Here is a 26,087-nt window from a genome sequence, read left to right as displayed (position 1 = left end):
TTTTTCTTACAATCCGATTCCACGCAGCAGCGCCACGGCAGCAACACCGAGCGTTGCGGCCGGCAGAAGGCTGAGGCGCAGCGCTGCAACCGCAGTGATTGCGCAGGCGATGGTTTCCGCCGGCCCGCTGGCGAGCGCCGTCGGCGTCACCACGGCCATCAGGACGGCGGGCGGCACCACGCCAAGCGCCTTTTTCAGGCGCGGTGTCAGCGTAAAATGAGTGACCAGCAACAGGCCGCCGAGGCGTGTTGCGACGGTTGCCGCCATCATGGCAAGGATTGTCAGCAGCGTATTCGGGTCGAGCGTCATGCCGGCTGCTCCGCCTGTTCCTCGTGGCCGAAGGCGGCGACGGCGAGACCCGCCAGCGCGCCGGCGGCGATATACCAGGCGCCGGGAACCAGCGCGTGGGTGAGACAGGCGGCGGCGGCGCTTGCCAGAAGCACGAAACCGGTTTCCCTGCCCTTCCAGAACCCCATGAGCAGCACGATGAAGACGGCGGGAAAGGCGAAATCCAGACCGATGACCGACATATCCCCCACCACTGAGCCGAGCAGCGCGCCGGCAAGGGTTGCGAGGTTCCAGACGAGATAGATCGAGAGCGCAGCGCCGGTGAAAAAGGCCGCCGTCAGCCTGTTTGCAATGACACGAAACTCCGACAACGCCCAGGATTCATCCGTCAGCACCAGCATGGCCGCATATTTCCGCCAGCCCCGGAAATCGTCCAGCTTGCCGGCGATGGAAGCGCTCATCAGCACGTGGCGCAGATTGACGAGCAGCGCCGCAAAGCCGAGCGCGCTCCAGCTAGCCGGATGGGTCCATAAGTCCATCGCCACGAATTGCGAGCCGCCGGCGAAGACCAGCAGCGACATCAGCGAGGCTTCGAGAGGCGACAGGCCCTTGCCGATGGCGACCGCGCCAAACACGACGCCGATCGGCACCATGGCCACGAGCAATGGCGCGGCGGCCCGTAATCCCGCGACGAATTCCGTCCTTTTGTCCCATATTGACATCGCTTTCTCCCTTTCAGGAGAGCGATTACGCGTAAGACATCCACCGGTCTTGTACGAAAGTGACGTCACACAGGAATGCGTGTGCCGGCATCACCCCATGCGAAACTGGCCCGGGGTAATGCCGGTGCGCGCCTTGAAATGCCGGGTGAAATGCGCCTGGTCCGCAAAACCGCACATCGCCGCCACCTCGGCCGGCATCTCGCCGGCGCGCAGAAGCCGACGCGCCCTGCGGATGCGCACGTCGGTCAGATAGGCGTGCGGGGTGATGTGGAACTCTTTCCTGAAAGCACGGATAAGATGCGCGCGGCTGAGACCGGCAATGGAAGCCAGTTCCTCAAGGCCGATATCGGTCTCGTAATTGTCGGAAAGATAGTCGCGGGCGGTGTAAACCGCCGTTTTCTCGCGCTTTTCGACCGGCAGGATAATGGCGCTGCCATGCCTGCCGAAAAGGGCGGCGAGAACCGAGAACATGCCCTCATCCGCCTCGAGGGCACCGGATTTCTCCTCCAGACGCCGGTGCGCCATCTGAAAGGCGGCCGCCATCTGCGGATCGCGCGGCAGAAACTTCGGGAATGACGGCGTACCGTGGAAGGCCCTGCCCGTCACATCCTCGATGATATCGCGCAGCAGTGCCGTGTCAGGATAGATCATCCGGTAACGGTAACCGCCGCCGCCTGGTGCACCATCGTGAATCTCGTCGGGATTGATGAGATAGAGATGCCCCGGCCCCGTCTGTTCGGTGGTGCCCTGAATGGTGGAAATCTGCGAGCCGCTTTCGATGGCGCCTATCGAAAACGTGTCATGGGCGTGAGGCGAATATTCATGGGTGAGAAACGTAGCACTCAGGCATTCCATGCCGCCAAAACGTCCGTCCCGCCAGAAACGCGTGGTTTCCGTCGTGGCGACGGGCATGAAATCGAGGGCCTGTTCCTGCGAAACATTGTGCATGAGCGAAGTTTAGAGCATTCGATCCTTACCGTCTTGAACAAAAGTGCTAGGGTCTGGTCGGTTCCAAAATCAACCGGACGCATGGCATGACAGACGACTTCGAGGATACATTCGCTGAAACCGAAACCGACGCTTTCGAACAAGCGCCACTGCGGCTGACCGTCGATCTCGGTGCGCTGGCCGATAATTGGCGGGACATGAGGAGACGCTCCGGCAAGGCGCGGACAGCGGCCGTCGTGAAGGCCGATGCCTATGGCCTCGGCATCGAGGATTGCGGCGCAGCGCTCTACCATGCCGGCGCGCGCGACTTCTTCGTGGCAACGGTTGCCGAGGGTGAGACCCTGCGTTCCTATGCACCTGAAGCACGCATCTTCGTCCTGTCAGGCATCTGGCAGGGCCAGGAACGGCAGGTCTTCGACAATGATCTGGTGCCGGTTCTTGCCTCCGAGGAGCAACTCTCCTTCTGGATGGCGACGGTGGCCGAGCGTGGCGATCACCCCTGCGCACTGCATGTGGACACCGGCTTCAACCGTCTCGGACTGCCGCTCGACGATGCGCTGTTTCTGGCCGACGACGTGACCCGGCCGGCAAGTTTTGACCCGGTTCTGGTGCTGTCCCATCTCGCCTGTGCCGACACGCCCTCCTCGCCGATGAACAGGGCTCAGCTCGAATCATTCCGGATGGTTAGCACTGCTTTCGAAGGTATCGAATCAAGCCTCTCGGCTTCCGCCGGTATCTTTCTCGGCCCGGATTATCATTTCGACCTTACCCGTCCCGGCATAGCGCTCTATGGCGGAGAGGCGGTCAACGACGTTGCAAATCCCATGCGGCCGGTCGCCAAAGCCGAAGCGCGCATCATCCAGATCCGCGATGCGGGCGAAGGCCAGACCGTCAGTTATGGCGGCACCTTTCTGCTGAAACGCGCAAGCCGCCTCGCCATCGCGACTGTCGGTTACGCGGACGGATACCAGCGTTCGCTGTCCGGTTCCGGCATTCCGCTGCGCGAAATGGGTCATGGCGGCGCATACGGTGTCGTCAACGGCCACAAGGTGCCGGTTGCTGGCCGCGTCACAATGGACCTCACCATCTTCGACGTGACGGATGTTCCGGCCAATGCCATTCGAACCGGAGACTATGTCGAGCTTTTCGGTCCCAATGTGCCCGTAGACGAGAGTGCACGGGCGGCAGGAACGATCGGCTATGAGATGTTGACAGGACTTGGTCTGCGATATGAGCGGCAATATCTGATGGCGGATGACTGAGACGCGCCTTTAGCGCTTGGAAAGCTCACGCGACCTGTGTTAAAAGAGAACAAAAGGAGATCGAAATGCCCGAAATCCATTTGAGCGAGCAGGACGAGAAATTCATCGAGGAGCAGGTGGCGGCTGGCGTCTATAGCGATGCGGATGCAGTGATTTCTGCTGGACTTCGCTTGCTGGGCAGCGATGAGGGAAAGAAAGCGGCACTCAAGCTGCTGCTGCAGGAAGGAATTGATGATGCTGACGCCGGCCGTGTTCACAGCTATCGGTCGCGAGATGCTTTCCTGAGCGACATCAAGAACCTGTCCGCGCAACAAAAAACGGGGACCGATCATTAATATCCGGACCGTTATCTGGACCGCGCGGGCAAGGCAGGACGTCGCTGAAGATCACGCCTATATCGCAGTGGAAAATCCGGCCGCGGCCGACCGTCTCGCGCTTGAAATTTTTGACAAGGTCGAATCGCTAGCGGCGCTCGGCCTGTCCGGCGTCTCACGAAGCAGCTATGGAGCAGGGCTTCGCAGCATTGCCTATCGGGGCCGCGTGATTTTCTTCCGCATCAACGAGAATGAGCTTACGGTCCTGCGCGTCCTCCACGGCCACCAAGACATCTCCGCAGAACATTTCAAACAAGAAGAAAACTGACATAGATGGCCAAAGCCAAGACTCAATTCGTGTGCCAGAACTGCGGCACGGTTCATACCCGATGGGCGGGAAAATGCGAAGGCTGCGGCGAGTGGAATACCATCGTCGAGGAAGACCCGATGGGCGGCATCGGATCCGGTCCGGGCAAGGCTCCCAAGAAGGGCCGGCCAGTCACACTCACCTCGCTTTCCGGTGAAATCGAAGAAGCCCCCCGCATCCCGACCGGCATCAGCGAACTTGATCGGGCGACCGGCGGCGGTTTCGTGCGCGGTTCCGCCGTTCTGATCGGTGGGGATCCCGGTATCGGCAAATCGACGCTTCTCATGCAGGCGGCTGCCGCCCTTTCGCGGCGCGGCCATCGCATCATCTATGTCTCCGGCGAAGAGGCGGTGGCGCAGGTGCGTCTGCGTGCGCAACGTCTGGGGGCTGCGGAAACCGATGTGCTTCTGGCGGCGGAAACCAATGTCGAGGATATTCTGGCGACGATTTCCGAAGGCAAGCGGCCCGATCTCGTCATCATCGATTCCATCCAGACATTGTGGAGCGATACCGCCGATTCCGCCCCCGGCACGGTGACACAGGTGCGCACCGGCGTGCAGGCGATGATCCGTTTCGCCAAGCAGACGGGCGCGACCATGGTGCTTGTCGGCCATGTCACCAAGGAAGGCCAGATCGCCGGCCCGCGCGTGGTGGAGCACATGGTCGATGCCGTCCTTTATTTCGAAGGTGACCGCGGCCACCATTACCGCATTCTTCGAACCGTCAAGAACCGCTTCGGGCCGACCGATGAAATCGGCGTGTTCGAAATGTCGGATCGCGGCCTCAGGGAAGTGTCCAATCCATCCGAACTGTTTCTGGGAGAACGCAACGAAAAATCACCGGGCGCTGCGGTTTTTGCCGGCATCGAGGGGACACGCCCCGTGCTCGTTGAAGTGCAGGCGCTGGTCGCGCCAACCTCGCTCGGCACACCGCGCCGCGCGGTAGTCGGCTGGGATTCGTCGCGACTCGCCATGATCCTCGCGGTACTGGAGGCCCATTGCGGCGTGAAGCTCGGTCAGCACGATGTCTATCTCAACGTCGCCGGCGGCTACCGGATTTCCGAGCCGGCCGCCGATATGGCTATTGCTTCCGCGCTGGTTTCCTCGCTTGCCGGTCTTGCCCTGCCCGCCGATTGCGTCTATTTCGGCGAAATCAGCCTGTCGGGCGCGGTGCGCCCGGTCTCGCATACGGGCCAGCGATTGAAAGAAGCTGAAAAACTCGGCTTTTCCGCCGCACTTCTGCCTTCTGCTTCGGCTGAATTGCCGAAAGGCGGCAAGGGGCGCTGGACGGAAATCGAAAGCCTTCCGGACCTCGTGGCCCGCATCGCCGGCTCCGGCAACCGGTTCAAACAGGTTGAGGACGACGAATATTGATCCTTTCGCCAAAGGAAACAGTGGTGTAAGAGGATCGCAAAATTGGCAAGGCAGCGCCTGACAGGGCGTCGCACCTCCGGAGTTGGTATATGCCCATTACAATTTTCGACGGCATCGTCATCGCCGTTGTTCTTTTCTCCGCCATTCTCGCGATGGTCCGCGGTTTTTCCCGCGAAATCCTGTCGATTGCGAGCTGGGCCGGTTCGGTCGCCGCCGCCTATTATCTTTATCCGGTCCTGCTGCCGTATGCGCGCAACTATACGGATGACGACAAGATCGCCATTGCCGGTTCGGCGGGCGTCGTTTTCCTCGTCTCGCTGATCGTGATTTCCTTCATCACCTCGCGTATTGCCGATTTCATCATCGACAGCCGCATCGGCGCACTGGACCGTACGCTGGGCTTCCTGTTCGGCGCGGCGCGCGGCATTCTGCTTCTAGTGGTTGCGGTCGCCTTCTGGAACTGGCTGGTGGATGTGAAGACGCAGCCGGAATGGGTGACGCAGGCGAAGTCCAAGCCCTTCCTCGACGGGCTGGTGGGCAAGCTGGAGGCGGTTCTGCCTGACGATATCGAGCCGCAGATCCGCGCTCGCATCCTTGGAAAACCGCAGGAACAGACGACCACGCAGGCGCCTGCCGAAGATGTGCCGGCAACAAATCCGCCGGCAACGAATAATTGACACAGTGTCGCGTCTTGCAATGCATGCAAGGCGCGCTATTTGTGCTAAATATCAAGCACGACACAGACGGACCGACCGGGAGAGATACTCGCCGGCGAGGTCTTTCTTTTTTCTCGGTAGAGAGCAAGGGCAAGCCGGATGATTGAGCCGCTTTCGCATTCCACATTCCATGGGACCACTTTCAAGGAAGAGATCGACGGCGATACGCTGCATGAAGAATGCGGCGTTTTCGGCATTCTCGGCCATGCCGACGCCTCGGCGCTGACCGCGCTCGGCCTGCATGCCCTGCAGCATCGCGGCCAGGAAGCGGCCGGCATCGTCTCCTTCGATGGCAAGCGCTTTCATCAGGAACGCCATATGGGCCTCGTCGGCGATCACTATACCGATCCCGCAACGCTTGCCCGCCTGCCCGGCTCCATCGCCATCGGCCACACCCGTTATTCCACCACGGGCGAAGTGGCGATGCGCAACGTACAGCCGCTGTTTGCCGAACTGGAAGAAGGCGGTATTTCGATTGCCCATAACGGCAACTTCACCAACGGCCTGACGCTGCGCCGCCAGATCATTGCGACGGGCGCCATCTGTCAGTCGACCTCGGATACCGAAGTCGTGCTGCACCTCATCGCCCGCTCCCGTCATTCCTCCACCGCCGACCGTTTCATCGATGCCATCAGGCAGATGGAAGGCGGTTACTCGATGCTGGCGATGACCCGCACCAAGCTGATTGCCGCGCGTGACCCGATCGGTATCCGCCCGCTGGTTATGGGCGAGCTGGACGGCAAGCCGATCTTCTGCTCGGAGACCTGTGCTCTCGATATCATCGGCGCGAAATTCGTGCGCGACGTTGAAAACGGCGAAGTCATCATCTGCGAGATCCAGCCTGACGGTTCGATCACCATCGATGCGCGCAAGCCGTCGAAGCCGCAGCCCGAGCGTCTCTGCCTGTTCGAATATGTCTATTTCGCCCGTCCCGATTCCGTCGTTGGCGGCCGCAACGTCTACACGACGCGCAAGAACATGGGCATGAACCTTGCCAAGGAAGCACCGCTCGAAGCCGATGTGGTGGTGCCCGTTCCCGATGGCGGCACGCCCGCAGCGCTCGGTTTTGCGCAGGAAAGCGGCATTCCCTTCGAATACGGTATCATCCGTAACCATTATGTCGGCCGCACCTTCATCGAGCCGACCCAGCAGATCCGCGCCTTCGGCGTCAAGCTCAAGCATTCCGCCAACCGGGCGATGATCGAAGGCAAGCGCGTGGTGCTGGTGGATGATTCCATCGTGCGCGGCACGACCTCGGTCAAGATCGTGCAGATGATCCGCGAGGCCGGCGCCAAGGAAGTGCATATCCGCGTTGCCAGCCCGATGATCTTCCATCCGGATTTCTATGGCATCGACACGCCTGATGCCGACAAGCTGCTGGCGAACCAGTATGCGGATGTCGAGGCGATGGCGCAATATATCGGCGCCGATTCGCTGGCGTTCCTGTCGATCGACGGGCTTTATCGCGCTGTGGGCGGTGAGAACCGCAATCCGGCGCGGCCGCAGTTCACCGACCACTATTTCACCGGCGATTATCCGACCCGCCTCCTCGACAAGAACGGCGAGGCGATGGGCAGCAAGATTTCCATGCTGGCCAGCAACGGCTGATAATCCCGACAGAACAAGCGGCCACCGATCTCCGGTGGCCGCTTTTTTCTTGCCTTTTATCAGCCCGCGAGCTGCGGCAATTTAATTGCTTGCAGCAGGCGGCTGCGGCTTCGTACAAGGAAGCGCAATCATTTCGGGGGAGACCATGACTATCGATCTCAAGGGCCGCATCGCTCTCGTCACCGGCGCGTCGCGCGGCATCGGCTATTTCACCGCGCTGGAACTCGCCAGGGCCGGCGCGCATGTCATCGCCTGCGCCCGCACGGTGGGCGGCCTTGAGGAACTGGACGACGCCATCAAGGCCGTCGGCGGCACCGCGACGCTGGTTCCCTTCGATCTCTCCGACATGAAAGCCATCGATGCGCTGGGCGCCAATATCTACGAGCGCTGGGGCAAGCTGGATATTCTGGTCGCCAATGCCGGTGTCCTCGGCGTCATCTCGCCGGTCGGCCATATCGAGGCAAAGGTTTTCGAAAGGGTCATGACCATCAACGTCACCGCCACCTGGCGGCTGATCCGCTCGGTCGAGCCGCTGCTTCTCAAATCTGACGCCGGTCGGGCATTGATCCTGTCCTCGGGTGCCGCTCATAGCTGTCGTCCCTTCTGGGGCGTCTACTCCACCTCCAAGGCAGCTGTGGAAGCACTTGCCCGCACCTGGGCGGCGGAGACGCAGAAGAGCGCGCTTCGCGTCAACAGCATCAATCCCGGCGCCACGCGCACGGCAATGCGCGCGCAGGCCATGCCCGGCGAAGATCCCGCCACCGTGCCGCATCCGTCAGAGGTAGCCGCAGCCATCCTGCCGCTTGCTTCGCCCGATCTCAAAGAGACCGGCAAGCTCTTCCTGGTCCGGGAAAACCGGTTCGTGGATTACCGTCCGCCGGAGTGATGCCGGTCGGCGGGTCAGCCGACGTCACGAGAGAAACGCTTGACCGCGCATGACCGCCGCGCCATAACGCAAGTCATGAAAACGACGATCTGCACCTGCTGCTGAAATAATTTTGCTGGTTCGCCACCGGCCGGCTCGTTTTCGTCTCCCGCAAGGTCTTACAGACAAACGGCCCGGTCAGGACAACTGACTGCCTCTAGGGAATTGCCGCATGTCCTTGCGCCTGAAACTTCACAACACGCTGACCCGCGAAAAGGCGGAATTTGCGCCCATCGATCCTGAAAACGTGCGCATGTATGTCTGCGGCCCTACGGTCTATGATTTCGCCCATATCGGCAACGCGCGACCCGTCATCGTGTTCGATGTTCTCTTCCGGCTGCTGCGCCATGTCTATGGCGAAAATCACGTCACCTATGCCCGCAACATCACTGACGTTGATGACAAGATCAATGCGCGGGCGCTGCGGGACTATCCGCATCTGCCGCTCAACGATGCTATTCACGCCGTGACGGAAAAGACGGCTGACCAGTTCCATGCGGACGTCGCGGCGCTGGGCTGCCTTAAGCCAAGTGTCGAACCGCGCGCGACCGACAATATCGCACAGATGATCGACATCATCGAGAAACTGATCGCACGCGGCCACGCCTATGCGGCCGGTGGCGAGGTCTTGTTCGACACTCGCTCCATGGCGGATTACGGGCAGCTTTCGAAGCGTCCGCTGGACGAGCAGCAGGCGGGCGCGCGCGTGGCGGTGGATGCCCACAAGAAGAACCCCGGCGATTTCGTGCTGTGGAAGCTTTCCTCCCACAACGAGCCCGGCTGGGAAAGCCCTTGGGGCCGCGGCCGTCCCGGCTGGCATATCGAATGCTCCGCTATGTCCGGCCGCTACCTCGGTGACGTTTTCGACATTCACGGCGGCGGGCTCGACCTCATCTTCCCACATCACGAGAACGAAATCGCCCAGTCCCGTTGCGCGCACGGCACGCATGTCATGGCGAACGTGTGGATGCATAACGGCTTTGTGCAGGTGGAAGGCCGCAAGATGTCGAAGTCCGAGGGCAACTTCGTGACGATCTATGAATTGCTGCACACGGAGAAATTCGGCGGCCGGAAATGGCCGGGCGAGGTTCTGCGTCTTGCGATGCTGATGACGCATTATAGAGAGCCGATCGATTTTTCGGTAAAGCGTCTGGAAGAGGCCGAACGCCTGCTCGCCAAATGGCCGGCGGCGGAAGCCTCCGATGCCGCGCCGGATGAAACCGTGCTCGAGGCGCTTGCCGACGATCTCAACACCGTTGCGGCCGTGCAGGCGCTGCACGCATCGGCACACGCGGCCAATGTGGACCCATCCAAGCTGCCGGCCTTCGCGGCGAGTGCTGCCCTCTTGGGCGTGCTGCCGAAGAAAACTGAAATGGACGAGGCCATCGTTTCGGCCGTCAACGCTCTGGTGGAATTGCGTCTGGAAATGCTGAAGGCGAAGAATTTTGCAGAGGCTGATCGGTTGCGCGATGAGCTTTCGGAGAAGGGCATTCAGTTGAAGGATGGCAAGGACAAGGAGACCGGGGAGCGGACGACGACCTGGGAGTTAAAGCGGTAATTTGCTGGTGAGGCTGCGGCTTTACCCCCCTCTGCCCTGCCGGGCATCTCCCCCTCAAGGGGGGAGATCAGCAGGGGTCACTAAGCGCACCAAATACGCAAACGTTGAGATAGGCAGCGCCTAGCGGCGAGTCGATCTCCCCCCTTGAGGGGGAGATGCCCGGCAGGGCAGAGGGGGGTAAAGCCCCACGACACACCCTTGCTTTCCCACACGCCGTGCTCCAATCTCGCGGCACCCCATCAAGCTGCGAGCGCATCATGCCCCATGCTAAGGTCGCACCCCAAAACCGGCAGCATGCCCGCGAAATGCGTAAGGTCATGACCGACGCTGAACTAAAGTTCTGGAACGCCGTCCGTGCTCATCGCCTTGCCGGTCTCTCTTTCAGACGCCAACTACCAGTTGCCGGATATATCGTTGATTTCGCCTGCCCGTCGCATAAGATCATTGTCGAACTGGATGGGTTTCAGCACGCGGAAGACTCTGCGGCAGAGTACGACAAGAGAAGAACACGAACACTCGAGGAACTCGGCTGGACTATCCTCCGCTTCTGGAACCATGACGTCCTCACAGACTTAGATAATGTCTGTCTCCACATTATCAGAACGATCCGGGAGGACCGAAGATGACGACATATACCGGCGGATGCCAATGCGGCGCGGTCCGTTTTCGCGCCACTGGCGACCTGAAAGACAGTTCCATCTGCCATTGCCGCATGTGCCAGAAGGCTTTCGGGGCTTATTACGCGCCACTGGTTTCAGTTCGCAATGTGGAGTTCAAATGGACGCGCGGCGAGCCGAAACGCTTCCAGTCCTCCAGCGTCGTGAAGCGCGGCTTTTGCCCCGAATGCGGCACGCCGCTAACCTATGAGGCTCCGGATGGCATTGCGGTGGCGGCCGGCGCCTTCGACGATCCCGCCGCGCTGCCGCCAACCATCCAGTGGGGCGTGGAACGGAAGATCGGTTTTGTCGACAACCTTCACACCCTGCCCGCCGTTGCGACCGAGGACGACCTGACGCAGGTGGACTACCTTGCCAATCTCGTTTCCTATCAGCACCCCGACCACGACACCGAAAACTGGCCACCGGAGAACAGACAATGAGCGAAACGGGTTTTTCCGGCGGCTGCCAGTGCGGCGCCGTACGGTTCCATGCGGGCAAGCTCGGCAGGGCCTCCATCTGCCACTGCCGCATGTGCCAGAAACATTTCGGCAATTTCTTTGGCGCACTTGTGACTGCCGATCAGGCACATCTGACCTGGACACGCGGCCAGCCTGCCCTCTTCCGCTCGTCGCAGAAAATCCATCGCGGTTTCTGCAACAAGTGCGGCACACCGCTGACCTATCATTATCCCGGCGGCGTGGAGATCGCGATCGGCGCTTTCGACCATCCCGAGAAGATAGAGCCGCAGGTGCAGGTGAACATCCACAAGCGTATGCCGTGGATCGAGCAGCTGTTCGCCAAACCGGCAGTCGAACAGGGCGTCGATGAGGCCGAGATCACCTCCTACCAACATCCGGATCATGACACGGCCGAATGGCCGCCTGAGGAACGATAAAACATGACTGAAGAACTGCGCGGCTTTTATCCAGAGATCGAACCCTTCGAGACCGGCATGCTCGACGTGGGTGACGGCCACACGATCTATTGGGAGCGGGTGGGCACACGCGGCGCTAAGCCGGCGGTCTTCCTGCACGGGGGCCCGGGCGGCGGGGTAAACCCCACCCATCGCCGGGTATTCGATCCCGATCTTTACGATGTCATCCTGTTCGATCAGCGCGGCTGCGGTCGCTCCACGCCACACGCGGAACTCAAAGCCAACACCACATGGCATCTGGTTGCCGATATTGAACGGCTGCGTGAACTCTGCGGCTTCGAGAAATGGCTGGTGTTCGGCGGCTCCTGGGGTTCGACGCTGGCGCTCGCCTATGCCGAAACCCATCCGGACCGCGTCAGCGAACTGGTCCTGCGCGGTATCTACACTGTCACCCGGCCGGAACTCGACTGGTACTACCAGTTCGGCGTCTCTGAAATCTATCCGGATCAATGGGAAAAATTCATCGCACCCATTCCCGAATCCGAACGCGGCGAGATGATGCAGGCCTATAATCGCTATCTCACAGGCACTGACGAAACGAAGAAGCTGGAATGCGCGAAAGCATGGAGCCAATGGGAGGGCGCGACCATTGCACTCGTCACCGATCCCGACCGCGTCGAGGATTTCGGTGAAGACAAATACGCGATTGCCTTCGCCCGCATCGAAAACCACTTCTTCGTTAATGGCGGCTGGCTTGAGGAAGGACAATTGCTGCGCGATGCCGGCAAGCTCAGGAATATTCCCGGTGTCATCGTGCATGGACGTTACGACATGCCCTGCCCGCTGAAATATGCCTGGCAGCTCGCCAAGGCCTGGCCGGACGCGGATTTCCACATTATCGAGGCTGCGGGACATGCGATGAGCGAGCCCGGCATTCTCGATCAACTGATCCGCGCTAACGACCGTTTTGCCGGGAAATAGTATTTATTTCAGCACGTTGGCGGCAGGATAAGATGATGATTCACGCAGGGGTTTCCTGCGGGGATCATCTACCCGGCGCTGATCAGCACGTTTGAAAGGCAAAGCGCCTGTTATTCATGCAGTTTTTCTCATGAACCCTTCACGGAAATGAATTGGCCGCCATTGTGCCGATCCGTTATAAAACGCCATCCGAACAATTGGCGGTACTCCCATGGCACTCGACAAAACGCTTCCAGCCCAAGAGGGCGGCGACAGCGCGCGCGGTTTTGCTTTCGCGCTTTCCGCATATCTTTTGTGGGGTTTCCTGCCCTTCTACATGAAGGCGGTTGCACATATTTCACCGATCGAGGTCATCGTGCATCGCGTCGTCTGGTCGGTGCCGATCGCAGCGGTGGTGCTGATCGTGCTCGGGCGTACGGCTGAAATCCGTACGGCGCTGAGAAGTCCGAAGATGCTTGCGATGGCGAGTCTTACGGCTGCGCTCATCAGCATCAACTGGGGCGTCTACATCTGGTCGATCGGCGCGGGCCGCGCACTTGATGCCGCGCTCGGCTATTTCATCAATCCGCTGTTCAGCATCTTCCTCGGTGCCGTACTGCTGAAGGAGAAACTCTATCCGGCGCAGATCGCCGCCATCAGCCTCGTGGCGGTTGCGGTGGCCATCCTCACCTGGCATGCGGGCAGCCTGCCATGGGTTTCCATAGCGCTCACCGTTTCCTGGGGCTTTTACGCCTTTTTCCGCAAAACCCTGCCCATAGGCGCGACGCAGGGCTTCCTGCTGGAAGTCATGCTGCTGTCTATTCCCGCCGTGCTGGTCATGATCTGGCTTGCGTTCAGCGGACAGGCGCATTTCATGGGCGGCAATTCCGCCGATACCTGGCTTCTGGCGGCAAGCGGTCTCATCACCGCCGTTCCCCTCATTCTCTATGGCAATGGTGCGAAACTGCTGAAGCTCTCCACCATCGGCATCATGCAATATATCGCGCCGACGATGATCTTCCTGATAGCCATTTTCGTCTTCAAGGAGCCGTTCGACATGGTGCGTCTGGCGGCTTTCGCAATGATCTGGGTGGCGCTTGCGATCTACACCGGCTCAAGCCTGCTGCGGCTCAAGCGATGACCAAATCCTTTCTCACTCCTGCTCCCTGAAACGGGAGTGAGGTAACCAGGCGTCAGTAATCCACCAGCAATTGCGGGTTTTCCTCATAGCCGAAGCGCGGCTTGACACCGAGGAGGCCCGCCGTCTGGGCTATGATCTCGCGCGTCATGGGGGCCGCTGTCGAGGCTGCCGTGCGGCCGCCGTTCACGCCGGTCCTTGGCGCATCGATCATGGTCAGCACGACATATTTCGGCTTGTGCATGGGAAAACCGGCCACGAAGGCGTTGAAATTGATGTCCTTGACGTAACGGCCATTGATCACCTTGTCTGCCGTCCCCGTCTTGCCGCCGACATGAAACCCCTCCACCTGTGCGCCACGGCCGGAACCCTTGATGCCGTTCCAGTTGAACAGGTAACGCATGTCGGCGCTCGTCCTGTCGTTGATGACGCTGCGCGCGAGCGATGCCGCAGCCTCTTTCGAACGCGGCAGGAAGGTCGGAGAGATCAGGCTTCCGCCATTGATAAGGGCTGCAGCGGCCACCGCCGTCTGCAACGGAGTGGTGGCAACGCCATGGCCGAAGGAGATGGTGACGGAATTGATCTTCTTCCAGTTTCTCGGCTGGGTCGGCGTGGCAACGCCGGGCATTTCCGTGTCCATTCTGGTCAGCAGACCAAGCTTCGTCAGGAATTGTTGATGGCCCTCGACACCGACCCTGTCAGCCACCGCCGCCGTGCCGATATTCGATGAAAATTGAAACACTTCCGGAATGGAGAGCGGCCGGTTTCTTCCCTTGAAATCCCTGATGGTGAAGCCGCCCATGCGGATCGGCCGCGACGCATCCACCACCGAATTGAGCGTAATCGCCCCGGCATCCAGACCCATGGCGAGCGTGAAGCTCTTGAATGTGGAGCCCATCTCGAAGGTGGCGTTGCTCATCCTGTTGAACCAGCCTTTTTCATACTCCTTGTCGACGCTGCCATCGGCGAGGGTGCGGGAAGGTTCGTTCGGATCGTAATCCGGGACGGAAGCCATGGCCAGCACTTCGCCCGTCTCCACATCCAGGATCACCGAACCGGCGGCTTCGGCCTGATAGGCACTTTTCGCCTTCACGACCACGTCGCGAACGATGTTCTGTACCCTGAGATCGATGGACAGCCGCACCGGTTCCAGTGGCGTGCCGCTGGCAAGACCCACAGCGCGCAGATCGGCCAGCCCCTGCTGGTCCAGGTAACGCTCCATGCCGGCGAGACCCTGATTGTCGACATTGACGTGGCCGATAATATGCGAAGCGGTTGGGCCGCCCGGATAAAACCGCCGTTTTTCCGGACGGAAACCGATACCCGGTATGCCGAGATTGAGAATATCCGCCTGCTGCCGCGGTGTCAGCTGGCGTCGCAACCACTGGAAGCCTGTATCCGAACGCAATCTACGATGCGTCTCGCGCCAGTCCAGATTGGGAATGACGGTCGCGAGTTTTTCCACCACCTCGTCCGGATCGACGATCCTGCGCGGATCCGCATAAAGCGATACCATGTTGAGATCGGTCGCCAGAAGCGTGCCGTTGCGGTCGACGATGTCAGGCCGTGAGGCGATGGCGTTGACGCCGGAATTGATCCATGCGGTGGAAACGGGTTCGGCGAGCCCATATTGAACGAGGCGCGCAGCGGCAACGCCATAGATCGCAATGAAGACGGCGATCACGATCGCAAGCCGCGTCTTTGCCTCCGCCCGGCGGCGGGCGACCGAACCGAACACGACCTCCCTGCCCCGCAGCGGGTTTCTCTTGATAATGAAATGCGTCCGGCTCTTCAGCCGCATCACGAAAGCAATCATTGCCGATGACACCCACCCGAGGCGGCGGAGCAAAATTCCGCGATAACCAACGCCTGGGAAACGGTGACACAGGATCAGTCGCCGGGCCACGAAAAGGACGGGCGGAAGGATGCCGCCGTTAAATCTATATTAATATACATTTAAAATTGTAACGAGCCGCCCGAGCGGCCGTTAACAATCGCCGGGCCTACAGGCGCGAAATCACCGAAGGGTCGCCTTCAGGGTTCTGCTGCGCCAGCGCGCGGTCGATGATGGCGGGCACGATGTCCTTCACATCGTCAATGATGAGCGGGTTGAGAAGATGCGCACGGTGGATGAAGCCCTGGTCGCGCATATGTTGCACGAGTTCCAGCATCGGGTTCCAGAAACCGTTGATATTGGCGAAGACCATTGGCTTCGCGTGACGGCCGAGCTGCGCCCAGGTCATGATCTCCACGATCTCTTCCAGCGTGCCGACACCGCCCGGCAGGGTGACGAAAGCATCCGAGCGCTCGAACATCATGTGTTTGCGCTCGTGCATGTCCTTTGTGATGACAAGCTCGTTCAATTGTCCGAGAGAATGGCGTGTTGCCTCCATGTCGACCAGAAATTCCGGTATGATGCCCGTCACTTCGCCGCCATTGGAAAGAACGCCGCTGGCAACTGCGCCCATGATGCCCTTGGTGCCGCCACCATAAACCAGGCGAATGCCGTTTTCGGCAATGGATTTCCCAAGCGCACGGCCTGCTTCCATGTGGGCGGGATCACGTCCGGGCTGGGAGCCGCAATAAACGCAGATGGATCGAATCGCTGTATTTTTGTCCGTCATGAAGGGAAGGAACTATGTGCGATGCGACACGTCAAGAAAATTTGGGAAATCCCTTGCAAATATGGCCTTTTGGCCACTCACCGCTTGTCTGGCGCAAGGTAAGACGCTAGCAATCTCAACTCGTGTGAAAAGCTTGAATTATCCGGAGCATCCAGGATGAAAAACAATAAAGCCGGTTTGCTGGCGCTGATCGTGTTGGGGATTGCATCCCTGCTCATGATCTTTTTCGTCCTGCCGCGGATTTCAAACGACGGCAAACCGATCGGCGACGCCATCAACGAGGCGGGCAACGCCGTGAAGAACAGCGTGGAAATGGGCGCCGACAAGGCGGGCGACATCCTGTCCGATGCGGCAGAAGAAACCGCCAATATCGCCGACAAGGTCGGCCGTCTGGCGGCTTCCGCCACACAGTCGATCAAGGATCTGACCACGCTTTTTGCCGACAGCAAGGTTCCCTCCGACGCCGATTTCGCAGCGGCGCGCAAGAAGGTCGAGACCTCGCTCAAGGAACTGACGAATATCGAAATTCCCGAGTCGCTGGATGAAACGACGTCGCGGCTCATCACCACGGCCCGCACCGCCGCCGAGCGCACCACGGCCTTCCTGCGCGGCCTGCCTGACAATGCGGCGGCAGCGGCGGCGCAGGTGCGTCGTCTCGCGGGCGTCTTCGCCGGCACCGACGATGGCGCGCCCGAAGCGGCGAAGCCGGCGGCGGCGCCAGCCGATGCCACGCAGACCTCTTCCGGCGCGCCGACTTTCGACGTCCTGCGCGTCGAGCCTGATGGTTCGGCGGTTGTTGCCGGCAAGGCGCAGCCGGGTGCGAAACTTGAAATCCTGAGCAACGGCAAGGTCGTCGCCCAGACAACGATCGACGGATCCGGCGATTTCGCAGCCGTTTTCGACAATCCCCTGCCGCCCGGCGACCATGAACTGGTGCTGCGTTCGACCGATACCGCCGGCAAGGCGACGCAGTCTGAGGAAGTGGCGACGGTTTCCGTTCCGGAAGGCAAGGCCGGCGAGCTTCTGGCCATGGTTTCAAAACCCGGCAAGGCAAGCCGGGTCCTCGCCATGCCGGAGGCGGCCCCTCCGGCGCTTCAGCCGCAACCGCCATCACAACAGCCTGCGGCAACGGCTGCGACCAACGCCAATGCTGCCTCCGTACCGCTTGCCGGCGCGGCCGCTGCCGCCGCTCCGTTGACGTCGAGCGTCCAGGTCACTGCCGTCGAGTTCGAGGGATCGAAGATTTTTGTCGCGGGTTCCGCGCCCGCCGGTTCGACGGTTCGCGCGCTGGTCGATGACAGGGAAATCGGCAAGGCCACGACAGAAGCCTCCGGGCATTTTGTCATCGAAGGTGACGTCGATCTCGCCGTTGGCAGCCACATCATCACCGTCGAGGAGCTGAATGCCGACGGCACCGCGAAAGTGCGCGTGCGCGTTCCGTTCGAAAGGCCGCAGACCGACCAGGCAACCGTCGCGATGCAGACGCCGTCTGCTTCTTCGTCAGCGGCCACGAATGCAGCGCCGGTCGAAAACCAGAGCACGGCGAGCGACCGCGCCGCTTTCGAAAAGCTGCGCACCGATGTCGCCAAGGCCTTCGGCATCCTCTCCAATCTCTACAGGGACCAGCCGACACCGGCACTCGATCAGGCAATAGCCGGCCGCTCTGCCGTGGTGATTGCGCTGAAATCGCTTTCGGAGTTCCGCACCGCGGCAGCCACCGAGCCGGACTTCACAGCCTTCGCCGGCGACATCGCCGCCAAGGCGCGCCAGCTGCTGACATCGGTCGAAGCCTGGCCGAATGACGTGGCGGCAATCGGCAAGGGGCTGGCTTCGCTGGCCAGCAGGCTTGCCGAACTCCACATCACCGCGCCGCCCGCTCCCACGCCACAGGCGCCAGCCGGTCCGCAGACCTTCGAGCAGGCGCCGCTGGCCGAAAGCCAGAACAGCGTCATCATCCGCCGTGGCGACACGCTGTGGCAGATTTCGCGCCGCGTCTATGGTCAGGGCGTCCGTTATACCACGATCTATCTCGCCAATGAGGACCAGATCAAAAACCCTGACCTGATCGAGCCCGGCCAGATTTTCGGCGTGCCGAAAGAGGCCCTGCCGAATGCGGAAGAACTTCACCGCAAGCGGCTGAAAGGTGGCTCTTGAGCAACTGAACCGTTGCGGTAAATCCGCAACGATCCTATCTGTGACGCGCGCGGCGGCTTGACCAAAGCCGCCGTCATGCTGTCGGCTTCCGGCAGTGACCGGAGAGTATGATGGCCACGAAGAAAAAAACCATTTCTGCGGATTCCAGCAATCCCACCCAGACGCTGATCAATCTCTGGCCCTATATGTGGCCGGAGGGGCGGTGGGATCTGAAGATGCGGGTGGTCTGGGCCACCGTATACCTTGTTGTCGCCAAGCTGGTCCTCATCTCCGTCCCCTATTTCTTCAAATGGGCGACGGACGCGCTGAATGGCAAGCTCGATATGGCGGGGCTGGTCCCGGCCTTCCTGCTGGGCGCGGTCGCCCTTGTCATCGCCTATAATCTGACGCGGCTGATACAGGTCGGGCTTAACCAGCTGCGCGATTCGCTTTTTGCCAGCGTCGGTCAGCACGCGGTCCGCCAGCTGGCCTACAGAACATTCGTACACATGCACCGGCTTTCGCTGCGCTTCCATCTGGAGCGCAAGACCGGCGGGCTCTCGCGGGTTATCGAGCGTGGCACCAAGGGCATCGAAACCATTGTCCGCTTCACCATCCTCAACACCGCACCGACCTTCATCGAATTCCTGCTGACGGCAATCATCTTCTGGGCGTCCTACGGCTTTTCCTACGTTCTCGTCACGGTCATCACCGTCTGGGCCTATATCTGGTTCACTGTCCGGGCCAGCAACTGGCGAATCTCCATCCGCCGCGCGATGAACGACAGCGACACCGATGCCAATACCAAGGCAATCGACTCGCTGCTGAATTTCGAGACCGTCAAATATTTCGGCAATGAAGAGATGGAGGCGCAGCGCTTCGATGTCGCAATGGCGCGTTACGAAAAATCGGCGATCTCGATCTGGACCTCGCTCGGCTGGCTGAACTTCGGCCAGGGTGTGATTTTCGGCCTTGGCTCCACCGTCATGATGGTGATGTCGGCGCTTGCCGTGCAGCGCGGCGAACAGACGATCGGTGATTTCGTCTTCATCAATGCACTTTTGCTGCAGCTTTCCGTGCCGCTCAATTTCATCGGTTTCGTCTATCGCGAAATCCGCCAGGGCCTCGCCGATATCGAGCAGATGTTCGAGCTTCTGGAAGTGGAAGCCGAGGTTACCGACAGGCCGGGTGCGACGCCGCTCGCCGCCGGTCCCGGCGCGATCTCGTTCCGCGACGTGCATTTTGCCTATGATGCCGAGAGACCGATCCTGAAGGGCATTTCCTTCGACGTGCCGGCGGGCAAGACAGTCGCCATTGTCGGGCCTTCGGGTGCAGGAAAATCAACGATCTCGCGGCTGCTCTACCGTTTCTACGATATCCAGGAAGGGGCGATCACGATTGACGGACAGGATGTCCGCGACGTGACGCAAAAGAGCCTCCGTTCCGTCATCGGCATGGTTCCGCAGGATACGGTGCTGTTCAACGATACACTGGCCTACAATATCCGTTACGGCCGCCCTTCGGCGAATGACGAAGACATCACGGCGGCAGCGGATGCAGCCCAGATCAGCGCCTTCATCGGAAAGCTTCCGGATGGCTACGCCACCATGGTCGGGGAGCGCGGGCTGAAGCTCTCCGGTGGCGAAAAGCAGCGTGTGGCGATTGCCCGGACGATCCTCAAGGCACCGCCGATCCTGATCCTCGACGAGGCGACCTCGGCGCTCGATACGCATACGGAGCAGGAAATCCAGAGCGCGCTTGATATCGTTTCGAAAAACCGCACCACACTGGTCATCGCCCACCGGCTCTCGACGGTGATCGGCGCAGATGAAATCATCGTGCTGAAGGAAGGGCTGATCGCGGAGCGCGGCACGCATACATCCCTGATGGCCCAGAACGGTCTTTACGCCTCGATGTGGAGCCGCCAGCGCGAAGCTATCCGGGCCGAAGAGATGCTGCGCCATGTTCGCGAAACCGACGATCTCGGTGTCGTGGACCGCGGCGAACCAGCGCATTGAGGCGCATAAACGCCTGATAACGGCCCCCGCATGGCAAGGGGACCATTGCCGGGCGGTCCGTTTGGCTGTAACCAGCTAGGCAAAATTTGTCGCACGTCCGTATGGATCATGTCGTATCACGACCACATATAGACGCGACAGACAAAACCGGAGCAAGGAACCATATGAATCTGTTCGACACCATTCGCAACACCATCGTACCGATCCACAAGGAAGGTTATGTCTTCGTAGCCGCTTTCTTCGTGGCATCGCTGGTGCTCGGCTGGATCGCCGAACCGCTGTTCTGGGTCGGCCTGGTGCTGACGGCCTGGTGCGCCTATTTCTTCCGCGATCCCGAGCGCGTGACGCCGCAGGATGACGACCTGATCATCAGCCCCGCCGATGGCAGGGTTTCCGCCGTACAGACCGTCATCCCGCCGCTGGAACTGGAGCTGGGCAAGGAGCCGATGGTGCGTATCTCGGTGTTCATGAACGTCTTCAACTGCCACGTGAACCGTTCGCCGGTCCGCGGCCGCATCGTCAATGTTGCCTACCGTCCCGGCCTGTTTCTCAATGCCGAGGTGGACAAGGCTTCCGAGGACAATGAGCGCAACGGCCTCGTCATCGAAACGTCGCATGGCAAGGTCGGCGTGGTGCAGATCGCCGGCATGGTCGCTCGGCGCATCGTCTGCTGGGTCAAGCCAAACGAGCCCGTCGATGCCGGCGAGCGTTTCGGCCTTATCCGCTTCGGCTCGCGCCTTGACATCTTCCTCCCGGAAGGCTTCCAGCCGCGTGTATCCGTGGGTCAGACGGCAATCGCCGGCGAGACCGTGCTGGCAGAGTTCGGTTCCGCCAAGGGTCCGCTCCTCAGCCGCCGCGGCTGATGACGATCAGGAAAGACATGCGCCATGGAAACGCCGATCGCCGAACCGCCGCAGAACGGAAAACATGAGGGCAGAAAGGATAGCGGCCGCGGGCCGCGCCTGAGAGAAATTCCCTTTCGCCTGCTTGTTCCCAATCTCATCACCGTTCTGGCCATCTGCGCCGGCCTCAGCGGCGTGCGGCTGGCCATCGAAGGGCGTTTCGAACTCGCCGTTGGTATGGTGCTGCTCGCGGCCTTCCTCGACGGCATAGACGGGCGCATCGCCCGCATGATGAAAGCGACGTCCAAATTCGGCGAACAGATGGATAGTCTGGCCGATATCGTCAATTTCGGTGTCGCGCCCGCGCTGGTGGTCTATGCCTATCTTCTCGATCAGGCACGGTCGATCGGCTGGATCGCCGCCCTCATCTATGTCATCGCCGCGGGTCTGCGCCTGGCGCGCTTCAACGTGATGATCGAACGGCCGGTCAAGGCGCCATGGCAGAACGAGTTTTTTGTCGGCGTTCCTGCACCGATGGGTGCCATGCTGGTGCTGCTGCCGGTCTATCTCGGCTTCCTCGGCGTCGAGCCGGACAAGCCATTCGCTTATGTCGCTGCCGCCTATACCGTGCTGATCGGTTATCTCCTTATCAGCCGCCTCCCGGTCTGGTCGGGAAAATCAGGCACAAGCCGTATCCGCCGCGATCTCGTGCTGCCGATGATCCTCGTCGTCGTTCTCTATGTGGCCATGCTGATGAGCTTCACCTGGGAGGTGCTGGTTCTCACCGTTGCCGCCTATCTCGTCTTCATTCCCATCAGCGCGCGGCTCTGGCACCGCCGCTACGGTACGCTGACGATCGAAGAGGACGCGCATGACGACGGAAATGGCGGCAATGGCCTCGATCGCAGCATTTAAAACCGCAGGTATCATTTTTCTTGCTTCACCTATCTGCGCCGTGGCGCAAAATGTCGCACCCTGAACGGCCGGCTTTGCGTTTTCCGCCTCGAATCCGTCAAGATTAGCCGCGAAAGAAGGGGCTCACACGCATCGCAACGGCGTTTGGCGTGAATTGTGGAGAGAGAAAATGACGAACGAGACGAAGGCACAGCCGCAGGCAAAGCCGGACCTCAAAAGCCACTACCGCCCGCTCGGACTGAAGGCCGTCGCGGCCGCAGCGCTGATGTTGAAGCGCAAGCCCGCAGCCAAAACCGCTTGAAAATAAACGATTTTTCTTAAATCGGACAGGTCGGCGCCTGATAGGTCAGCTGACCGAAGACGGTCAATCCGGGATAACCGAGCACAACACGGCGCTATGAATGGCGCCGTTTTCTTTTGCTACCGTCATGCGCCATTCCGGCCAGGACCATGGAGCCGATCCGTTATAGTGTAACGTGACTGCAACAAAACCATGCTAAAGTATTCGACTTCCACGAGACGACTGTACGGACAGTCTCGCATCAATTACTGAGAAATTACAAATTTTCTACTTTAGAGATTCATTCCTCTGCGGTTACCAAGATTTTCAATACCGTGACGTGCGGTGGCGAAAGAATGAAGTTTCGTGGAGACATCATGAAGACGGCCATGGGGGGCTTGGGCGGCATGCAGGATAAAATCCTTCTGATTGAAGATTCCGTTGCTCTGTCCATGCTGCTGAAGACGCGCCTTTCGGAAGAAACGCAGGCCGAGGTGATCCATTGCGACAGCATGGCCGCGGCCGATACCCTGCTGCGCGCCCATGATTTCACGCTGGCGCTGACGGGTCTCAATCTTCCCGACGCTCCGAAGGGTGAAATTCTGGCGCTGCTCTCCGAACGCAAAGTGCCCGCCATCGTCTTCACCGCCACAGTGGATGAGGAGGCGCGCAAGCGTTATGCCGAGAAGAAGATCATCGACTATATCGTCAAGGACGGTCACCGCACCGTCGACGCGGTGGTCAAAACCGTCGACAGGATTTTGACCAACAGGCAGTTTTCCGTTCTGGTGGTCGATGATGCGCGGACCGCGCGCTCCGGCCTCGTGGAAATTCTGGAACGGCAGAACTTCAAGGTCAGCGAGGCGCATTCGGGCAATCGCGCGCTGGAAATCCTGGCGCAGGACCCGTCCATCCAGCTCGTCATCACCGATTATCACATGCCCGATATGGACGGTTACGAACTTACGCGCCGCATTCGCGACAGCCGCTCCTCGGAGGATCTGCGCGTGATCGGCATATCATCCTCCACGGACCGGCTGCTTTCTGCAAGCTTCCTGAAAGCGGGCGCGTCGGATTTCGTCTATCGCCCCTTCGTTCCGGAAGAGTTGCAGTGCCGTATCGACAACAACATCGAAACGCTGAAACAGCTCAAGCGCCTGCGCGAGCTGGCCGAGCGCGATCATCTGACAGGCTTGCCAAACCGACGCTCCTTTTTCGAGCGCACCCGTGCGCTCATGGACGTTATCAATGACAATGACGAAAATGGCGCCGTCGCCATCCTCGACATCGATCACTTCAAGAAGATCAACGACACGCTGGGGCACGATGCGGGCGACCGGGCTCTAAAAAAGCTGGCGGAGCTGCTGCATGACAAGTGCGACGCGCACCGCCATATCCCCGCCCGTCTGGGCGGCGAGGAATTCGCGGTCTTCCTGCGTGGCCTGGATGCCCACGCCGCCTATGCGTTCTGCGAAGAATTACGCGCCCATGTGGAAAAAAGCGGCCGACAATTGAGCGGCAGCAGCCTCGCACTGACGATTTCGCTCGGCGTCGTAGAGATCGAGAAGGGCGAGCCCTTCGACAACCAGTTGAATGCCGCCGATCAGCTGCTCTATCTCGCCAAGGCGAACGGCCGCAACCGCGTCTATTCCGATATCATGATCCAGGAAGGTTTGCAGAAGATCGGGCGGAACGGCTGAGTTTCTCCGGAACTGAGGCATGGGGAGCGAGCGGATGGGGCTTGTTTCTTCTCCCCGCCGGGGAAAAGCCCGCGGCAGCGGGATGAGGGGGCAAGCCCACCGTATATCTCTGCCGTAGCCCCCCCTCGACCCTTCGGGCCACCTTTTCCCCCTCGGGGAGAAGAATTGGCGGCAATGTCAGAGCTTAGATAACCAGCCTCACACGCTGCGCAAAGACGTCAAAACAGCGACATCTGCCCCTCGTCCTTCGCCGGTTTGATCTTGGCCAGCGGCACGCTTTCCGGCACTGGCTCGATGAGATCGGCGCCGACATTGGCGACCTTGTTGACCTTGTCCGAGACGGGAATCATCTCAAAGAAATCATCCTGAACCGGCCGCATCAGATCGGCGACCTCGCGTGGTTCCTGGGTCTTGCAGTCGAGCCAACGGCTGAAATCCTCAGGGGCGATGACAACGGGCATGCGGTCGTGAATGCGCCCGATGGCGGCATTGGCGGCCGTGGTGAGGATAACGCCGGTATCGACTTCCGAACCATCGGCCGAAGACCATGTCTCCATGAGACCGGCGAAGGCGACGATGCCGCCTTTCTTCGGGCGAATGAAATAGGGCTGGGGTTTGCCGCCCTCTTCCTTCGGCGGACGTCGCCATTCATAAAAGCCGGTCGCAGGCACGAGCACACGGCGATGGCGCATGGCGGCGCGGAAGGAGGCCTTGCCGATTGCCGTTTCCGAACGCGCGTTGATGAGCAGCGGAAAATCCTTCGGGTCCTTGACCCATCCGGGCAGGAAACCCCACCGAACCAGCACTGCCCGGCGATTGGGCAGGTTGCTGCCGCGCTCCTGCCGTTCACCCTCCATGACAATCAGTATCGGCTGCGTGGGCGCGATATTGAAGCGGGCGGGGAAATCCTCTAGCCCGATCAGGTCAAGATAATCGGCAATCTCTTCCGGCGTCGCTTTCAGGACGAAACGTCCGCACATATGTTTCTCCTCAACCCCGCGGCCCGAACAGGATGATGGTGGCCCCTGCGAGACAGACGGCGCCGCCGGCGATATCCCATTTGTCCGGCGCGTGGCCCTCGACGCCCCAGAGCCACAAAAGCGAAGCGGCGATATAGATGCCGCCATAAGCGGCGTACGCCCTGCCTGCGGCCTCCGCTGGCACCAGCGTCAGGAGCCAGGCAAAGGCGGCCAGCGACAACATGCCCGGCAACAATATCCAAGCCGTTCTGCCAAGTTTCAGCCAGGCCCAGAAGGAAAAACAGCCGGCAATTTCGGCAAGAGCCGCCAACGCATAGATAAGATAGATCTTCATTCCACCGTCTTCTGCCTGCACAATCGAACCGATTCTGGACTATAACATCGGCGCAGAAACCGGAATCGATTTTTCCAGACCGTCCGACCGAGACACGCGAAACCTTACATGACCGTTCGTATCAAGCCCCGCCTCGCCTCCTCCGCCATCGTCAGAAATGGCGACCGGCTTTTGCTCGTGCGCCGCATCAATCCGCCCTCGAAGGACATGTTCGCCTTTCCCGGCGGACGGGCCGAGGAAGGCGAAACGCCGGCCGAGACGGCGCTACGTGAACTGCACGAGGAAACCGGCATTGTCGCACGCCGTCCGCAACTTTTCGCGACCTACGATCTTCCCTCGCACGATGCAAATGGGACCCTGACGAGCCATTTTTTGCTCTCCGTCTTCACCGTGGAAACGGATGCCGATCCGCTTGTGACCGTCGGTGATGACGCAGCGGACGCAGGCTGGTACACGCTTGCGGAAATCCGCCGACTGCCGGCCCCAGAAAGCGTGGTGGAATGCGCCGAGCGGCTGCTAGCATGATTGCCAGCAGGGCAGAATCGCGAT

At 60.4% G+C, this 26,087-nt stretch carries 27 protein-coding genes; 20 read left to right on the top strand and 7 right to left on the bottom strand.

The features are described from left to right. Positions 1 to 6: 6 nt before the first annotated feature. The 3 genes from K7A42_RS18680 to K7A42_RS18670 all read right to left on the bottom strand — a co-directional run bounded on the left by K7A42_RS18680 (position 7) and on the right by K7A42_RS18670 (position 1,958). Complete coding sequence (locus K7A42_RS18680) at positions 7 to 309, bottom strand: AzlD family protein (protein WP_077987773.1); 303 nt, start codon at positions 307 to 309, stop codon at positions 7 to 9. Further along, the gene (locus K7A42_RS18675) at positions 306 to 1,010 is read right to left on the bottom strand and encodes an AzlC family ABC transporter permease (protein ID WP_282455692.1); all 705 of its coding nucleotides are present in this window, start codon (positions 1,008 to 1,010) and stop codon (positions 306 to 308) included. The genes K7A42_RS18680 and K7A42_RS18675 overlap by 4 nt, the downstream gene beginning before the upstream one ends. A 90-nt stretch (positions 1,011 to 1,100) precedes the next feature. Further along, the gene (locus K7A42_RS18670) at positions 1,101 to 1,958 is read right to left on the bottom strand and encodes an AraC family transcriptional regulator (RefSeq protein ID WP_162699464.1); all 858 of its coding nucleotides are present in this window, start codon (positions 1,956 to 1,958) and stop codon (positions 1,101 to 1,103) included. Positions 1,959 to 2,044: 86 nt separating this feature from the next. Between K7A42_RS18670 and alr the strand changes: the two genes are divergently transcribed. From alr to rarD, 13 genes are all read left to right on the top strand, one after another. Then, positions 2,045 to 3,220, top strand: a complete 1,176-nt coding sequence (gene alr / locus K7A42_RS18665) for an alanine racemase (RefSeq protein ID WP_112766977.1) — start codon at positions 2,045 to 2,047, stop codon at positions 3,218 to 3,220. Positions 3,221 to 3,285: 65 nt separating this feature from the next. After that, the gene (locus tag K7A42_RS18660) at positions 3,286 to 3,555 is read left to right on the top strand and encodes a type II toxin-antitoxin system ParD family antitoxin (RefSeq protein WP_006700150.1); all 270 of its coding nucleotides are present in this window, start codon (positions 3,286 to 3,288) and stop codon (positions 3,553 to 3,555) included. Then, a complete protein-coding gene (locus tag K7A42_RS18655; protein WP_309761534.1) occupies positions 3,548 to 3,862 on the top strand; it encodes a type II toxin-antitoxin system RelE/ParE family toxin in 315 nt (104 codons plus the stop codon). The genes K7A42_RS18660 and K7A42_RS18655 overlap by 8 nt, the downstream gene beginning before the upstream one ends. A gap of 5 nt (positions 3,863 to 3,867) precedes the next feature. Continuing rightward, positions 3,868 to 5,274, top strand: a complete 1,407-nt coding sequence (gene radA / locus K7A42_RS18650) for a DNA repair protein RadA (RefSeq protein ID WP_004441018.1) — start codon at positions 3,868 to 3,870, stop codon at positions 5,272 to 5,274. Between the two features lie 89 nt (positions 5,275 to 5,363). Then, complete coding sequence (locus tag K7A42_RS18645) at positions 5,364 to 5,951, top strand: CvpA family protein (protein ID WP_004441017.1); 588 nt, start codon at positions 5,364 to 5,366, stop codon at positions 5,949 to 5,951. 138 nt (positions 5,952 to 6,089) lie between these two features. Then, on the top strand, positions 6,090 to 7,598 hold the full coding sequence (purF, locus tag K7A42_RS18640; RefSeq protein WP_282455691.1) for an amidophosphoribosyltransferase: 1,509 nt from the start codon (positions 6,090 to 6,092) through the stop codon (positions 7,596 to 7,598). A gap of 145 nt (positions 7,599 to 7,743) precedes the next feature. After that, the gene (locus K7A42_RS18635) at positions 7,744 to 8,484 is read left to right on the top strand and encodes an SDR family NAD(P)-dependent oxidoreductase (RefSeq protein WP_006700145.1); all 741 of its coding nucleotides are present in this window, start codon (positions 7,744 to 7,746) and stop codon (positions 8,482 to 8,484) included. Between the two features lie 211 nt (positions 8,485 to 8,695). Continuing rightward, complete coding sequence (cysS, locus tag K7A42_RS18630; protein WP_282455690.1) at positions 8,696 to 10,081, top strand: cysteine--tRNA ligase; 1,386 nt, start codon at positions 8,696 to 8,698, stop codon at positions 10,079 to 10,081. A 317-nt stretch (positions 10,082 to 10,398) separates the two neighbouring features. Next, positions 10,399 to 10,707 (top strand): endonuclease domain-containing protein, encoded by a 309-nt coding sequence (locus tag K7A42_RS18625; RefSeq protein ID WP_282455857.1) that lies wholly within the window; start codon positions 10,399 to 10,401, stop codon positions 10,705 to 10,707. Beyond that, positions 10,704 to 11,180, top strand: coding sequence for a GFA family protein (locus tag K7A42_RS18620; RefSeq protein WP_282455689.1), 477 nt, complete (start codon positions 10,704 to 10,706; stop codon positions 11,178 to 11,180). Before K7A42_RS18625 ends, K7A42_RS18620 begins: the two co-directional genes overlap by 4 nt. Continuing rightward, complete coding sequence (locus K7A42_RS18615; protein WP_004441005.1) at positions 11,177 to 11,635, top strand: GFA family protein; 459 nt, start codon at positions 11,177 to 11,179, stop codon at positions 11,633 to 11,635. The genes K7A42_RS18620 and K7A42_RS18615 overlap by 4 nt, the downstream gene beginning before the upstream one ends. 3 nt (positions 11,636 to 11,638) lie before the next feature. Further along, on the top strand, positions 11,639 to 12,595 hold the full coding sequence (gene pip / locus K7A42_RS18610) for a prolyl aminopeptidase (protein ID WP_034495822.1): 957 nt from the start codon (positions 11,639 to 11,641) through the stop codon (positions 12,593 to 12,595). 211 nt (positions 12,596 to 12,806) lie between these two features. Then, on the top strand, positions 12,807 to 13,715 hold the full coding sequence (gene rarD, locus K7A42_RS18605; RefSeq protein ID WP_034495824.1) for an EamA family transporter RarD: 909 nt from the start codon (positions 12,807 to 12,809) through the stop codon (positions 13,713 to 13,715). Positions 13,716 to 13,767: 52 nt separating this feature from the next. Here the strand turns inward: rarD and K7A42_RS18600 are convergent, their stop codons facing one another. Both K7A42_RS18600 and K7A42_RS18595 read right to left on the bottom strand, forming a co-directional pair. Further along, positions 13,768 to 15,528, bottom strand: a complete 1,761-nt coding sequence (locus K7A42_RS18600) for a peptidoglycan D,D-transpeptidase FtsI family protein (RefSeq protein WP_282455688.1) — start codon at positions 15,526 to 15,528, stop codon at positions 13,768 to 13,770. Positions 15,529 to 15,715: 187 nt separating this feature from the next. Further along, a complete protein-coding gene (locus K7A42_RS18595) occupies positions 15,716 to 16,336 on the bottom strand; it encodes a TIGR00730 family Rossman fold protein (protein WP_282455687.1) in 621 nt (206 codons plus the stop codon). A 156-nt stretch (positions 16,337 to 16,492) separates the two neighbouring features. On the opposite strand from K7A42_RS18595, the gene K7A42_RS18590 reads away from it, so the two are divergent. From K7A42_RS18590 to K7A42_RS18565, 6 genes are all read left to right on the top strand, one after another. After that, the gene (locus K7A42_RS18590; RefSeq protein WP_282455686.1) at positions 16,493 to 18,490 is read left to right on the top strand and encodes a LysM peptidoglycan-binding domain-containing protein; all 1,998 of its coding nucleotides are present in this window, start codon (positions 16,493 to 16,495) and stop codon (positions 18,488 to 18,490) included. 110 nt (positions 18,491 to 18,600) lie between these two features. Next, entirely contained in the window at positions 18,601 to 20,487 is a 1,887-nt protein-coding gene (locus K7A42_RS18585; protein WP_037088933.1) for an ABCB family ABC transporter ATP-binding protein/permease, read from the top strand. Positions 20,488 to 20,588: 101 nt separating this feature from the next. Beyond that, entirely contained in the window at positions 20,589 to 21,350 is a 762-nt protein-coding gene (locus K7A42_RS18580; protein ID WP_153775372.1) for a phosphatidylserine decarboxylase, read from the top strand. Positions 21,351 to 21,374: 24 nt separating this feature from the next. Next, a complete protein-coding gene (pssA, locus tag K7A42_RS18575; protein WP_004440987.1) occupies positions 21,375 to 22,244 on the top strand; it encodes a CDP-diacylglycerol--serine O-phosphatidyltransferase in 870 nt (289 codons plus the stop codon). Positions 22,245 to 22,413: 169 nt separating this feature from the next. Beyond that, on the top strand, positions 22,414 to 22,545 hold the full coding sequence (locus tag K7A42_RS18570; RefSeq protein WP_004440985.1) for a hypothetical protein: 132 nt from the start codon (positions 22,414 to 22,416) through the stop codon (positions 22,543 to 22,545). A gap of 386 nt (positions 22,546 to 22,931) precedes the next feature. After that, positions 22,932 to 24,224 carry a response regulator gene (locus K7A42_RS18565; protein WP_034496256.1) on the top strand — a complete coding sequence of 431 codons (1,293 nt, stop codon included), beginning with the start codon at positions 22,932 to 22,934 and terminating at the stop codon, positions 24,222 to 24,224. A gap of 218 nt (positions 24,225 to 24,442) precedes the next feature. On the opposite strand, the gene K7A42_RS18560 is transcribed toward K7A42_RS18565, so the two are convergent. Next, complete coding sequence (locus K7A42_RS18560) at positions 24,443 to 25,204, bottom strand: SOS response-associated peptidase (protein WP_045534179.1); 762 nt, start codon at positions 25,202 to 25,204, stop codon at positions 24,443 to 24,445. A 10-nt stretch (positions 25,205 to 25,214) separates the two neighbouring features. Beyond that, complete coding sequence (locus K7A42_RS18555) at positions 25,215 to 25,538, bottom strand: YnfA family protein (RefSeq protein WP_006699408.1); 324 nt, start codon at positions 25,536 to 25,538, stop codon at positions 25,215 to 25,217. Between the two features lie 108 nt (positions 25,539 to 25,646). Between K7A42_RS18555 and K7A42_RS18550 the strand changes: the two genes are divergently transcribed. Continuing rightward, entirely contained in the window at positions 25,647 to 26,063 is a 417-nt protein-coding gene (locus K7A42_RS18550; RefSeq protein WP_282455685.1) for an NUDIX hydrolase, read from the top strand. Positions 26,064 to 26,087 lie beyond the last annotated feature (24 nt).

Origin of the sequence: Agrobacterium sp. InxBP2 (genome assembly GCF_026191755.1) — a bacterium.
Lineage (GTDB): Bacteria > Pseudomonadota > Alphaproteobacteria > Rhizobiales > Rhizobiaceae > Agrobacterium > Agrobacterium pusense.
The sequence above is the reverse complement of the archived record's forward strand: the minus strand, read 5'-3'. Positions and strand labels throughout refer to the sequence as shown.